General features: G+C 70.2%; 12 protein-coding genes. 6 read left to right on the forward strand and 6 right to left on the reverse strand.

From position 1 onward, the window contains the following. Positions 1-16 precede the first annotated feature (16 nt). On the reverse strand, positions 17-904 hold the full coding sequence (locus tag DJ476_RS15490; protein WP_103420621.1) for a hypothetical protein: 888 nt from the start codon (positions 902-904) through the stop codon (positions 17-19). A gap of 153 nt (positions 905-1,057) precedes the next feature. Between DJ476_RS15490 and DJ476_RS15495 the strand changes: the two genes are divergently transcribed. Then, entirely contained in the window at positions 1,058-1,276 is a 219-nt protein-coding gene (locus DJ476_RS15495) for a hypothetical protein (protein ID WP_079167033.1), read from the forward strand. Positions 1,277-1,475: 199 nt separating this feature from the next. Here the strand turns inward: DJ476_RS15495 and DJ476_RS15500 are convergent, their stop codons facing one another. The 5 genes from DJ476_RS15500 to DJ476_RS35590 all read right to left on the reverse strand — a co-directional run bounded on the left by DJ476_RS15500 (position 1,476) and on the right by DJ476_RS35590 (position 6,373). Further along, positions 1,476-2,207 (reverse strand): phosphatase PAP2 family protein, encoded by a 732-nt coding sequence (locus DJ476_RS15500; RefSeq protein WP_070199321.1) that lies wholly within the window; start codon positions 2,205-2,207, stop codon positions 1,476-1,478. A 295-nt stretch (positions 2,208-2,502) separates the two neighbouring features. Then, positions 2,503-3,519, reverse strand: coding sequence for a C40 family peptidase (locus DJ476_RS15505; RefSeq protein ID WP_028419705.1), 1,017 nt, complete (start codon positions 3,517-3,519; stop codon positions 2,503-2,505). A gap of 156 nt (positions 3,520-3,675) precedes the next feature. Then, positions 3,676-3,882 (reverse strand): hypothetical protein, encoded by a 207-nt coding sequence (locus DJ476_RS35585; protein WP_318294703.1) that lies wholly within the window; start codon positions 3,880-3,882, stop codon positions 3,676-3,678. 329 nt (positions 3,883-4,211) lie between these two features. Next, positions 4,212-6,005 carry an alpha/beta hydrolase gene (locus tag DJ476_RS15515; protein WP_318294704.1) on the reverse strand — a complete coding sequence of 598 codons (1,794 nt, stop codon included), beginning with the start codon at positions 6,003-6,005 and terminating at the stop codon, positions 4,212-4,214. 47 nt (positions 6,006-6,052) lie between these two features. After that, a complete protein-coding gene (locus DJ476_RS35590) occupies positions 6,053-6,373 on the reverse strand; it encodes a hypothetical protein (RefSeq protein WP_318294705.1) in 321 nt (106 codons plus the stop codon). A 707-nt stretch (positions 6,374-7,080) separates the two neighbouring features. On the opposite strand from DJ476_RS35590, the gene DJ476_RS15525 reads away from it, so the two are divergent. From DJ476_RS15525 to DJ476_RS15545, 5 genes are all read left to right on the forward strand, one after another. Continuing rightward, the gene (locus DJ476_RS15525) at positions 7,081-7,389 is read left to right on the forward strand and encodes a hypothetical protein (RefSeq protein WP_018490423.1); all 309 of its coding nucleotides are present in this window, start codon (positions 7,081-7,083) and stop codon (positions 7,387-7,389) included. A 181-nt stretch (positions 7,390-7,570) separates the two neighbouring features. Next, positions 7,571-8,443, forward strand: coding sequence for a hypothetical protein (locus DJ476_RS15530; RefSeq protein WP_112490796.1), 873 nt, complete (start codon positions 7,571-7,573; stop codon positions 8,441-8,443). Further along, positions 8,433-9,803: a hypothetical protein gene (locus DJ476_RS15535; protein WP_181006637.1), complete on the forward strand. Its 1,371-nt coding sequence runs from the start codon at positions 8,433-8,435 to the stop codon at positions 9,801-9,803. The genes DJ476_RS15530 and DJ476_RS15535 overlap by 11 nt, the downstream gene beginning before the upstream one ends. Then, the gene (locus tag DJ476_RS15540) at positions 9,800-11,350 is read left to right on the forward strand and encodes an SCO6880 family protein (protein ID WP_026237962.1); all 1,551 of its coding nucleotides are present in this window, start codon (positions 9,800-9,802) and stop codon (positions 11,348-11,350) included. The genes DJ476_RS15535 and DJ476_RS15540 overlap by 4 nt, the downstream gene beginning before the upstream one ends. A 78-nt stretch (positions 11,351-11,428) precedes the next feature. Continuing rightward, positions 11,429-12,856 carry an ATP-binding protein gene (locus tag DJ476_RS15545; RefSeq protein WP_103420613.1) on the forward strand — a complete coding sequence of 476 codons (1,428 nt, stop codon included), beginning with the start codon at positions 11,429-11,431 and terminating at the stop codon, positions 12,854-12,856.

Raw genomic sequence — 12,856 nt, forward strand, 5'->3', positions numbered from 1 at the left:
AGGGGCGGACGGCCGTTCACCCCTGCCGGATCTCCCCCGTGTAGATGTCGTCCTCGTCCGGCAGCGTCACGGCGACCGGCGCCCCGAACCCGTACAGCAGCAGCGTCGAGACGACCGTGACCTCCGACGCCTCACGGCCCTCGGTGGCGAAGGTGAAGCGGTGGCGGACCTTCCGCAGCCGCCCCTCGTCGTCGAGGTACGCGTCGAACGGGACGGCGTCCCTGCTGAACCCTTTCGCCGCCGCACTCAGGGCACCGCGCGACTGCGGTGACGCGGCCCGCGCGGCGCGGTTGAGGTCGGCGACGCCCCGGTAGTGATGCACCGTCACGCCCGCCAGGTCGGACTTCCCCACGTACGTCACGTCACCGGCGTCCCTCAGCAGCTCGGCGGCGGCCATGGGATCGGTGACGCCGCCGGTGAGGAGGTTGCCGTCCTTGAGGGTGGTCGTGTCGATCCGGACCCACTTGTCGTCGGGGACCCCGGCGCCACGGTTCTTCATGTAGAGCGCGCCCGGCGCCAGCAGCTCGGTGATCGGCCGGTGGTCGTCGGCGCCCGCCGCGTCGGTGGGCAGCACGACCTTGAGCCGCCCCGTCTGCGTACGGAAGTCGTAGGTGCCCTGCCCCCGGATCGTCACCCGGGTCCCGCCGGCCGCCGTCTCCATCGACGTACGGGCTTCCGCGCCGCCCGCCTCCGCGAGGACGTCGGCGGCCCGGTCGAGCGTGTCGAGCGGGCGCTCGGCGGCCACGGCACGCTGCCCGGACCCGTGGCTTCCACCGCCCCCGTCACCCCCGCCGCTCCCACCGCCCGCGCCGACGCAACCGGCGGTGACCGCGATCACTCCGGCCACGGCGAGGGCGCGGGCAGCACGGGCCCCGCCTCCGTCCCTGTACTGCTGCACCACCATCGCCTGCCAACCCCCAACGACTGCCGCTCGGCCGAGCCCTCGCCCGCTCCGCATAACGACCACCGGCGCCCCCCGTCACGCCGCCCCGGCGCGTACGCCGTACGCCCGGGCCTCCGGCCCCCGTTCGGAGGCGGCCCCCAGTACCGTGGACGCGTGCACGAGGAACCCCCCGCCCCAGCCCGCACCACGGCCCCGCACCTCCCTTCGTGCCCCTCGCCGCCGCCCGCGGCGGAGCACGTCACCACGACGATCGAACGCGGCTCGTTCTGCCTGGCGCGCTGCACCTGCGGCTGGTCGGGCCCGGCACGCAGATCCCGGGACCGGGCCCGCACGGACGCCACCGAACACGTCACGGCACCGCGGCAGCCCTGAGCCCGGCCTTCGCTCTCCGACACCCAGGACATGGCCGAAACAACGTGATCCCCCAGGCGCTGAGCACCTGGGGGATCACGTTCAGGGATGCGGAATTCCGGAATTCCGGGACCGGGCTCCGGAATTCCGGGACCGGGCAAGGCCCCCGGAGAGACACGAGGAATCGGACGAACGGAAGCCCGGGGTTCAGGCGGCGGGATCAGGCGGCGAGATCCTTCTCCCCCGGATTGCCCCGCCCGGTGCCGGGCCGCGGCTCGGGGATGCCCAGGGCGTCGCCGCACTCCTCGGCGTACGCGGCGTCCGCCTTCTTCGACCGGACGATCCAGCCGACCCGGTCGGAGCGGGAGATGGCCGCCATGAGCGGGGTGAGCAGGGCCATGGCGAGGGGGGCCAGCAGCAGGGCGACTGCCGTGCCGAGGGCGAAGCCGCCGATGACGTCGGTCGGGTAGTGGACACCCATGTAGATGCGGCTGACGCCCGCGAAGAGCGCGAGGCCGAGAGCGACGAAGCCGAACTTCCGGTTGGCGACGAAGATGCCGACGGCGAGGCCCATGGCGAGGGTGGAGTGGTCGCTGACGAAGGAGTAGTCCGTCTTGCCGTGGATCAGGACTTCCAGTCCCTCGTGGTCGTTGAACGGACGTGGTCGTTCGACGAAGCCGCGGATCGGGATGTTGATCACGACGGACAGCGCGGCGGCGAGCGGCGCCCAGACGAGCGCGGCGACGGTCGTCACCGAGTCGTCGACGCTCCCGCGCTTGCGCATGCTCCACCAGCACCAGAGGCCCACCAGGACGAGGCCGAACATGGTCCCGTACTCACCGACGAACTCCATGACCCGGTCGAACCAGGGGGGAGCGGCCTTCGCCAGCCCGTTGATGTCGTAGAGCAGACTGACGTCCGGGTTCGACCCTTCGAGTTCGAGTCCAGCCATCTGCTGCGGCCCCTTGCCTTGTCTGCTTCTTCTGTGGCGACGCGCGTCCGTGCGCGCCACCGTGGTCGAACCCCCGTGATTCGGTGTGGTCCCGTTCTCGCGCACGCATGGCCGGTGCGCATGCTGTCCGCTGTCCCTGTCCAGGGAACGGCCCGGCCCCCGCCCGCGTTCCACTCTCCACCGAATGATCACCATGACGTTATCGAAGAGTGACTGGTCGTCGCAGCTCAGGGCCCAGGCTTCACGGAGAGTTCCGGCCAGGGCCGACTACCCGTCAGCTTTCCCTGCGGGGAATTTACGGAGCATCCCCGGGAAGATCGGTCGGCAGAGCGGCGGCACCGTCCTTGGTGACCCGCGTCGCACCGAAGTAGTCAGGCGTATCGATCTTGTCGAACCGGATGACCGCTCCCGTGAAGGGGGCATTGATCATATAGCCGCCCCCGACGTAGATCCCGACATGCCGGATGGCGCGCGAGTTGGTGAGGTCGTCCGAGAAGAACACCAGATCCCCCGGGAGCAGCTCGTCCCGCGAGGGGTGGGGCCCGGCGTTGTACTGGTCGTTGGCGACGCGCGGCAGCTCGATGCCCACGGTCCGGTACGCGGCCTGGGTCAGCCCCGAGCAGTCGAACCGCCCCTGCTGCTCGGGCGTCCCGTTGCCGCCCCAGAGATACGGGGTGCCGAGCTTCTTCTGCGCGAAGTAGATGGCCCCGGCCGCCTGCCGGGAGGGGGCGACGCGGCCGACGGGCCGGGCGAAGCTCTTCTCCAGCGACCGGATGATCTTGACGTAGTTCTGCGTCTCCTTGTAGGGCGGCACGCCACCGTACTTGATGACCGCGTAGGCGCCGGCGTTGTAGGCGGCCAGCATGTTGTTGGTCGGATCGCCCGGCACCTTCTTGACGTACCCGGCCAGCTCACAGTCGTACGAAGCGGCCGAGGGGATCGCGTCGGCCGGGTCCCACACGTCCCGCTTGCCGTCCCCGTTGCCGTCGATCCCGTGCGTGGCCCAGGTGCCGGGGATGAACTGGGCGATCCCCTGCGCGGCGGCATGACTCTGCGCCCTCGGGTTCCAGCCGCTCTCCTGGTACAGCTGCGCGGCCAGCAGGGCGGGGTTGATGGCGGGGCAGAGGTTGCCCCACTTCTGCACGAGCGACTGGTACCGCGCCGGCACGGCCCCCTTGGCGAGCGCGACGGCCCCACCGCCCCCCGCCCCGGCGAGTCCGGCGGCGGCCGAGTACGTACCGACGAGGAGCAGCGCCATGAAGCACGCCACCGCGCCCACGCCGATGCCACCGAAGACCCAGAATTTCCGCACCCCTCAACCATCCCCCATCGGGGAACCGTTCAGGGGTGTTTTCGACGGTGTGTACGAGTCATCCGCGGCACACCACCGGCGCACCCGGAGCACACAGGGGCGTCACCGGCTCACCAGCCCCTCCCGCCCCGCCGAGGCCCATCCCGTGACGAACGATCAGCCCCTGTCTGCCGACCAGAAGTCGGAGTGGATGTTGGGCCGGGGGATGAACTCCGCCTCGGGGTCGAGGGGCGCGGTGGCCCGACTGGCGGAATCGGCCACAGCGGAAGGGCGGACGCAGGGGCTGAGCACGTCGAAGTGGACCTGCCCCTTGTCGGCAACGATCAGGCTCACCGCGAATCCGTCCTTGGTCTCCGCATACATCGCGGGAGCGTCTGCATGACTATTGATCAGCCGCAAACGGAAGCCTTCCCTCTTCCAATGCCGGTCAACAACACCCAAAAGGCTCCCTCTACGCCCCGGAGAGACGACGGTCATGACCGTCCTTCTCCTGGTTACGGTGCAACTTCCCGTAGTTGTCGGCCCGTGAACCCAACGAACGCTCGGTTTAATTTCCTGCAGAACGTCATCCAGAATCTGATCTGCTCGTTCTGCAGCAACCTGCATGTCCATGCCTTCACTCCGAATCCCAGTGCACCCCGTAAGTAAGGACCCCACGAAAAGTGCCACAAATGCCCGGCCCACTCGGATTTTCAACGCGGCTCTTCCGTCCTGACCATATGAGACCGCCCTGCGGCGATCAGCGCCATGTTGTCCACCGAAGCCTTATCGGCCACAGGATCGAAATATTGAGAGTGTGCGTCTACCGAAACCCCACCCCTCCCGACCAGAGGTGGCCCATCCCCCACCTCAAATCTCCTCGCCCCGAACGACTCGCTGGCGGGATCCCGACCGAACCAGACGTCATCGTCCCCAGGGTCGGCCAGGTCGCCGAAGAAGTACGCGGCCGCGGGGCCACCCACCAGCATTTCAGCGGCTCCCACAGCGAACTGCTCCTTGGCAGGAAGCTTGGTCACGATGTCATTGGAGGCCGCCCCCACAAAGACGTGGTCCCTGCCCACTCCAAGGTCATCAGCGCTGTCGACGCCGACCCCAGGGCTCCCGACGAACACGATGTCGTCCACACCAGGGATACCGCCCTCCCTCTGCGTTGCCGCGCCGACAGTCCGCGAACCGTAGGAGTGTCCGATGGCTGTCATGTGAGGGTCCGCGTGCTCGTTGGTCGCTGCGAGGCCGCCCATGAAACCGCTGAAAGAACGGCCGCCTTCCTCTGCCCTGCCGCCGCCCGCAACAGCAAGACTTCCCAGGCCGTCCGGTGACTGCGGCGCGTCGTATCCGAGCCAGGTGATGGCGGCAGTGGTATCGCCGTAGCGATTCGACGCAATGGCGAGGTCACGCGCCCGGCCGAGGTCCCCCTTGGCGAACTCCTCGTCCAACGACGTATTCAGCCCAGGAACATAAGCAGCCACATTCCTCGACGTATCCGGATTCCCGTACGAAACGATCGCCCGCCCATTCCCCTCGTCCCCGATGCCGAGCAGATACATCGGCGGCTCCCCCGGCTTCGGCACCGCCCGCAGTTGCCGGTCGATCTCCCGCAGCGCGGCCAGCTTCGTCACCGCGTCCGCGTCGTCCCGCCCCGCCAGCTCCCCCATCAGCAGCTGGAGGTTGTCCCGGTTCGCCGCGTCCCGGACCAGAGCCGGAATCCCGTCCAGGTTGCCGATGAGGTCCGGGTACACCGCGAGGTACTCCTCGCGCTGTCCGTCCGTCAGCCCCGCCCACCACGCCTTGCGCTCGGCCGGGGACGCGTCCGTCGGGATGCCCCGTTCCAGGTACCCGTTCGCCGCCTCCCGCACCGCGGCCGCGTCGCCCGCCGCATCCGTCCAGGTCGCCGTCCCCACGCCCAGGCCGCCCTCCGCCTTCAGCGCACGGAGGATCCTCGCGTACCGCCAGTCCACGTCGGCCGCCGTCCGCACGGCCCGGGCCACCCGGTCCGCGATGTCCTGGGCCGGGGCGGCGTTCGGGTTGGGCGCGACGAGCCCGGAGGGGCCGGCCAGGCCCGGGTTGGGCACCCCGGACGCCCGGCCGCCCGCCAACGGCTTCCCGTCGACCAGACCCTCGCCCGCCGACGGGTACGTCACCGAACCGTCCGGGTGCACTGTGAACTTCAGGGCCGCCGCGTCGTCGAGCGCCCCCTGGAGCACCCGCTGCTGGGCCTTCAGCTCATGGGCCAGGCTGTTCAGCGTGGTCCGGAGCAGCCCGCACTCCGTATAGACGTACTGAAAGTTCTCCGACAGCCGCCGCAGCCGCCCGACCGCCGCCCGTGCCGCTTCACCCTTCTGCGTCCGACCCAGGCCGTTGACGATCCGGGTGTCGATACGGTCCCGGGCGGCATCGGCACGGTTACTGACCCGGCCCCACCCCTCGGCCGCCTCCTCCAACTCTCCGCACTTCACCTCACGTAACTGCGCCCACGTCAACGCCACCCCCAGCCCGCCCGCACCACCGGCTCCACTCACCCCACCCACCCCGCTCACCGTTCCTCACCCCGACCAGAACCAGAGCCGGCACCCGCCCCGGCCTCGGCACCGGGCCCCGCCCCTGCGCCTCCACCCGCGACCCTCACCCCGTCGAACGCCCCCTTGACCGTCTCGTTCACCGCGGACTGAGTGGCGGCCACCGCCCGCAGCTTCCCGGCCAGGCTCCGGCACTCATCGCGGGCGGTCTCGATCCGCCGCTCCCACGACGCCCGTACGGCACCCAGCTCGGCGAGCGCCGACAACTCTCCGGCCCCGGCCATCAGGCCGGCGTGCGCCCGCCCCAACTCGGCCCGCACCGGACCGAGGTGCGCCACCAGCCCCTCCGTACTCCCGGCAGCCCGCAACCACGGCCCATCACTGTGCTCAAGGTCGCCACCACCGCGACCTCCCCCAGCCCCCTCCTCCCCACCACGCGGCTCGCCCCACCACCACGGCCGCTCACCGCCCAACTGCCCCGCCCGCCCCACCGGCCCCAGCCCGCCCACGCCACTCGCCCCTTCCTCGATCACGGAGCGGCACTGTCCCAAACACGGCATCGTCGACATGCCGCCCACCCACAGGGCGAAGAGACGGACACTGGCACGGACAGGCCGCGATCACGGGGCTTCTCGCCGCCCCGCTTGGACACGGGATTCACCCGGACGATGGACGCGACAGCCCCAGCACCCCCTGCACCCGCCCTCCCTGACGGCGCATCGCCCCGGCTCACCGGCGCACCGGCCGCCCTCGAACGGCGCATCCGAACACCCCGTGCCCCACGAACGCTGCAACCGCACCGGGAACCCATGGCCACCGTCGTTGCTCGCGGTCACACCGCGTGATACACAGAGTGACCAGGCATATGCATGTGAATACCGGGACGCGCCGCAGGTCAGGGCGGCCATGTCGGTCGAACGTGCGAGATCCGGGTAAAGAGACCGGGAAGGCGTCGTGCGAGCGCGGTTTCATCAGCGAAGATAGAAGGCGACCCGTGCCACACGGGCGCGGAGAAGCTAACTACCCAACAGGGGCGGTGACTTACATGATCCTGGCAGCAGAGAAGGGCGACATCACCACCATCATCGGCGGAATCGCCCCCAACTGGGGTCCGTTCGGCTCGCTGGGCAACGAAGCGCGCATCATGATCGAGGTGGTGATGGCGATCGCCATCCTGCTCTGCCTCGGCATCGCGATCTGGGGCGCGGCGAAGCAGCGCATCGGGGCGACCGCGCTGCGCGACACGTTCAGCGCGGAGCAGGGCAAGGGCCTGATCGTGGCAGGGCTGACCGGCGTCTTCATCATCGGTTCGCTCGGCACACTCTTCACCATCGTGTACGGAATGGCTGTCTGACCCACCGCCGGCCAGACCGCACCGGGCCGTCCCCGCCCGCTCCCCACCATCCGTCCGTCGTGCCCACCGGCTGAGGTTGCGTCTCCCTGATGTCGAGTCACTCCACCGCGCTCACGCGGCAACCAGCACAGCTACCGTCGTCATGCGCGGAACCGCACACGACCGAGGGAGCGAACGCGGCATGAGTCCCGGCGACGAGCACGACTATCGCGGCATGGACCAGGGCGGGCGCGCGGACGATCCGTACAGCACCCTCGGCGGCACCCGCCAGACCCGTACGCGCCTCCCGGACGGCGACGCGGGCCACCCGCACACCCGCCGGCCCGTCCGCAACTCGCGCTCCCTCGTCACGATCACCGGCGTGGTGGTCCTCCTCATCGCCGCGATCGCCTTCGCCAACCGGGGCGGCACGAGCAACGACGACAACGCCTCCCCGGGGTCGAAGAGCTCCGGCTCCGCGGGTTCAGCCCCGACCGCCCCCACCGGCACCAAGCCGGTCCAGGGCAAGAACGGCACCATCGCCTCCGGCTTCGCCCACGACGAACAGGGCGCCCAGAGCGCGGCGGCGAACTACGCGGTGGCACTGGGCTCCGCGGAGATGTTCGACAAGGCCAAGCGCGACGAGATCCTCGACGCCGTCATCGCGCCCACCTCGGTCAGCCGGTTCCGCGACACCCTCGACAAGGCGTACTCCGCCCGCTTCTACAAGAACGTCGGCCTCAACGAAGACGGCTCCACCCCCGAGGGCTTCACCTTCATCTCCCGCACCGCGCCGCTCGGCACCAAAGTGACCAAGGCCACCGCGGACGAGGCCACCGTCGAGGTCTGGTGCACCGGGCTCATCGGACTCGCCGGTGAGGGTTCGACCAAGCCGGTGACCGACGGCTGGTTCACCATCACCATGGAGCTGGCATGGATCGACGGCGACTGGAAGGCCGTCACCCACTCCCAGAAGGACGGCCCCGCACCGGTGGGCGGCGACACCCGGGCCTCCAGCGCCGACGAGATCGCTGACGCGGTCAATGGGTTCGGAGGATTCACCTATGCCCGGTAGCCCACGCCTGCGCGTCGCTTCCTTCGCCGCCACGCTGGCGGCAGCGGTGCCCGTGTCCGTAGCCGCTCTCGCCACTCCGGCAGCGGCTGATCCGACCCCGACGCCGACCCCCACTCCGAGCCCGAGCGCCAGCAACGACCCCTGCGACCTGATCCACGGCCCCGCCCGCGACTACTGCGAGAACGGCGAAGGCGCCAGCACCCGCGCCCCCACCGACATCGACAACCCCGCCGACCCCCTCACCTCCCTCGCCCAAGGCTGCGCCGACGCCGCCGCCTGGATCGTGGGGAAGCTGAGCGAGGCCGTCGAGTCCACGGCCAACGTCGACTTCACGAACCCCAAGTTCCTCCAGCAGTACGCCGTCATCTTCGCGGCCTCCACCGTCCTCACCCTCGTCCTCTGGCTCCTCGCCGTGGCCAAGCGGGCCATCCGCGGCGTCCCCCTCACCACCGCGATCTCCGAGGCCGTCGGCTTCCTCTGGCTCACCGTCCTCGCCTCCGCCTTCACCCCGCTGATCCTCTACACGATCGTCTCCGCCACCGACGGGGTCACCGACGTCATCGCCTCCTCCACCGGAGGCCAGACCGACGTGTTCTTCGGCTCGTTCGCCGAGGCCCTCAAGAAGGGCACCGACATCGGCGGCGGACCGATCATGCTGATCGTCGTCTCGCTCGTCTCGATCGTCGCCGCCGGCATCCTCTGGCTGGAGCTGGTCATCCGCGCCGCCCTGCTCTACGTCGGCGCCCTGCTCGGCATCGTCGTCTACGCCGGTCTCGTCGACAAGAACATGTGGGGCCACGTCCGCCGCTGGGCCGGCATCATGATCGCGGTGATCATGGTCAAGCCGGTCATCGTCATCGTCCTCGGTCTCGCCGGAGCGCTCTCCGCCGGCGACGGCCCCGACGCCTTCTCCGCCGTCGTCTCCGGCCTCGCCATCATCCTGCTCGCCATCTTCGCCTCCGCCATGATCTACCGCTTCGTCCCCGGCTTCGGCGACGAGATCCAGGGCGCCCGCACCAACCGCAAGCAGGCCACCGACGGCGCCCAGGCCGCCGCCCTCATCAGCTCCCCCGCCGCCCTCGTCTCCCAGGGCATCAAGACCCACAGCGGCCGCACCGAGCAGGGCGGCGGAGGCGGCGCCCGCCCCGCCAACCCGGCCAGCGGCGGCGTCGCCGCACACAGCTCCCGTACCTCCGGAAGAGGCGGGGGCGGGGTCGGCGGCGGATCTGTCCCCTCCGCCGCACCCTCGCCCCGCAGCGGGTCCGCACCCACGTCCGGGACCCCCCACAGCAGCCGCCCCTTCCGGGGAGGCGGCTCCGGCAGCACAGGTAACTCGAGCACAGGAGGTGGAGGGCGTTGACGACTCAGTCCCACACGATGACGCCCCGCCGTACGTATCTCATCGGCCGCGCCCGGCCGAACGCGATCGTCGGCAAGAACCGCGAGTCCGGCGAGATCGCCCTGATCATCGCCGGCGCGTTCCTCGGCATGATGAGCGGACTCCTCGTCCCCGTCCTCTCCCTCCGCATCGTCTGCCTCGTCGGCTTCCCGATGCTGGCCCTCGCCGTCGTGTACGTCCCGTACAAGGGCCGCACCTTCTACAAGTGGTTCGAGATCAACCGCAGCTTCAAGCGCTCCCTGCGCCGCGGCACCGCCTACCGCTCCGGCGCCATGGAGGCGGGCGTCCGCGCCGACGGCCGCGAGGTCGAGATCGGCCCGCCCCCCGGCATCGGCCGCATCAGCTGGCTCGCCGCCCCCTTCGGCCCCGACGAGATCGCCGTACTCCTCCACGCCGACCGGCGCACCGTCACCGCCGCCATCGAGATCGAGGGCCCCGGCGTCGGCCTCCGCGACAGCGAGGACCAGGAGGCCCTGGTCGACCGGTTCGGCACCCTCCTCAAGCACGTGGCCAACGGCGACGGCTTCGTCACCCGCCTCCAGATGCTCGCCCGCACCCTCCCCGCCGACCCCGACGCCCACGCCAAGGACGTCGCCCAGCGCGGCGACAAGCACGCCCCCGGCTGGCTCCAGGACTCCTACGACCAGCTCCAGTCCATGGTCTCCACCTCCAGCGAGCAGCACCGCGCCTACCTCGTCGCCTGCATGCACTACAGCCGCGAACTCGCCGCCGAGGCCAACGCCATCGCCCGCGCCGCCCGCCCCCACAGCGGCCGCCGGCTCGACCGCGACGCCGGACTCGCCATCGTCATGGCCCGCGAGCTGACCGACATCTGCGCCCGCCTCGCCGAGGCCGACATCCGGGTCCGCCAGCCGCTCGGCCAGAGCCGCCTGGCCTCCCTCGTGCACTCCATGTACGACCCCGACCACCCCATCGACCACATCCAGGCGATGACCAAGCGCAACGCCTGGCCCGCCGAACTGGACGCGGTCGAGCCCACGTTCCTCCAGGCCAAGACCCGCGAGTCCACCACCCGCGCCCCCTGGTGCCACGCCACGGCCTGGGTGAAGGAGTGGCCGATGACCCCCGTCGGCGTCAACTTCCTCGCCCCGCTCCTCGTCCACACCCCCGACGTCATCCGTACCGTCGCCGTCTGCATGGACCTCGAACCCACCGAGGTCGCCATCGAGCGCATGCTCACCGAGAAGACCAACGACGACGCCGAGGCCAGCCGCCAGGCCAAGATGAACCGCACCGTCGACCCCCGCGACATCGCCGCCCACGGCCGGCTCGACCAGCGGGGTGAAGATCTCGCCAGCGGTGCGGCCGGGGTCAACCTGGTGGGGTACATCACGGTGTCGTCCCGTTCCCCCGAGGCCCTCGCCCGCGACAAGCGGACGATCCGCGCCTCGGCCGGCAAGTCGTATCTCAAGCTGGAGTGGTGCGACCGCGAGCACCACCGCGCCTTCGTGAACACCCTCCCGTTCGCCACCGGCATCCGTCGCTGACCCGGGCACCACGTCCCGTCCCGTCACCCCCGCCACCCACCCGCAGGAAGAACCCCAACAAGAGAGGGCGCCCACGCCATGCGAGACCCCCTGTCCGCATTGTCGGATGCCTTCACCTCCTTCCTCTTCGGCAAGGTGGAGACGACCCGGCTCCCCGTCCGTACGTCGACGGGCCAGGCCCAGGCCGTCTACCTCCCCACCGCCGCCCCCGGCCTCGGCGACTCCGGCGTGATCATCGGCCGCGAGGTCTACAGCGGCAAGGGCTACATCTACGACCCCTTCCAGCTGTACGGGCAGCAGCTCCCCGCCCCCCACTGGCTCGTCCTCGGCGAGTCCGGCAACGGCAAGTCGGCGCTGGAGAAGACCTACGTCCTGCGCCAGCTCCGCTTCCGCGACCGCCAGGTCGTCGTCCTGGACGCCCAGGGCGAGGACGGCGTCGGCGAATGGAATCTCATCGCCCAGGAGCTGGGGATAACCCCCATCCGCCTGGACCCGACCGCCGCCCTCAACGGCGGCATCCGCCTCAACCCCCTCGACCCCTCCATCACCACCACCGGCCAGCTCGCCCTGCTCCGTACGATCATCGAAGTCGCGATGGGCCACGGGCTCGATGAGCGGTCCGGCTTCGCGCTGAAGGTCGCCCACGCCTACGTCACCGCGACCATCACCGAACGCCAGCCGGTCCTGATGGACATCGTGGAGCAACTGCGCCACCCCAAGCCCGAGTCGGCCGAGGCGATGAACGTCGACATAGACGATGTACGGGCCTGGGGCCTGGACGTCGCCCTCGTCCTGGACCGGCTCGTCGACGGTGACCTGCGCGGCATGTTCGACGGCCCCACCACCGCCGGCATCGACCTGGACGCGCCCCTCATCGTCTTCGACCTCTCGCACATCGACCGCAACTCGATCGCGATGCCGATCCTCATGGCAATCGTCGGCGTCTGGCTGGAGCACACCTGGATCCGGCCCGACCGCAAGAAGCGCATCTTCCTGGTCGAGGAGGCGTGGCACATCATCAACTCGCCCTTCGTCGCCCAGCTCTTCCAGCGCCTGCTGAAGTTCGGACGCCGGCTCGGCCTCTCGTTCGTCGCCGTCGTCCACCACCTCAGCGACGTCGTGGACGGAGCAGCGGCGAAGGAGGCGGCGGCCATCCTCAAGATGGCCTCCACCCGCACGATCTACGCCCAGAAGACGGACGAGGCCAGAGCCACCGGGCGGGTTATCGGCCTGCCCCGCTGGGCCGTCGAGATCATCCCGACGCTCACCCCCGGCATCGCGGTCTGGGACGTCAACGGCAACGTACAGGTCGTCAAACATCTGATCACCGAAGCTGAACGCCCCCTCGTCTTCACCGACCGCGCCATGACCGAGGGCTCGGCCGCGGACCCGGACGACCTGCTCCCCGACGACCTCCGCGCCGCGGAGCTGGAGACGGAGCAGCGGGCGGCCCGGATCGAGAACCAGCAGCGGCTGAACGAGTCGTCCCGGTCCACGGTGGCCTGA

The organism is Streptomyces bacillaris (assembly GCF_003268675.1).
In the GTDB taxonomy this organism is placed as follows: Bacteria; Actinomycetota; Actinomycetes; order Streptomycetales; family Streptomycetaceae; genus Streptomyces; species Streptomyces bacillaris.

Bases quoted from the DNA above. Each gene is read 5' to 3' on its own strand.
- DJ476_RS15490 (WP_103420621.1), bottom strand. From the start codon at position 904: ATGGTGGTGCAGCAGTACAGGGACGGAGGCGGGGCCCGTGCTGCCCGC.
- DJ476_RS15500 (WP_070199321.1), bottom strand. From the start codon at position 2,207: ATGGCTGGACTCGAACTCGAAGGGTCGAACCCGGACGTCAGTCTGCTC.
- DJ476_RS35585 (WP_318294703.1), bottom strand. From the start codon at position 3,882: ATGTATGCGGAGACCAAGGACGGATTCGCGGTGAGCCTGATCGTTGCC.
- DJ476_RS15525 (WP_018490423.1), top strand. From the start codon at position 7,081: ATGATCCTGGCAGCAGAGAAGGGCGACATCACCACCATCATCGGCGGA.
- DJ476_RS15530 (WP_112490796.1), top strand. From the start codon at position 7,571: ATGAGTCCCGGCGACGAGCACGACTATCGCGGCATGGACCAGGGCGGG.
- DJ476_RS15535 (WP_181006637.1), top strand. From the start codon at position 8,433: ATGCCCGGTAGCCCACGCCTGCGCGTCGCTTCCTTCGCCGCCACGCTG.
- DJ476_RS15545 (WP_103420613.1), top strand. From the start codon at position 11,429: ATGCGAGACCCCCTGTCCGCATTGTCGGATGCCTTCACCTCCTTCCTC.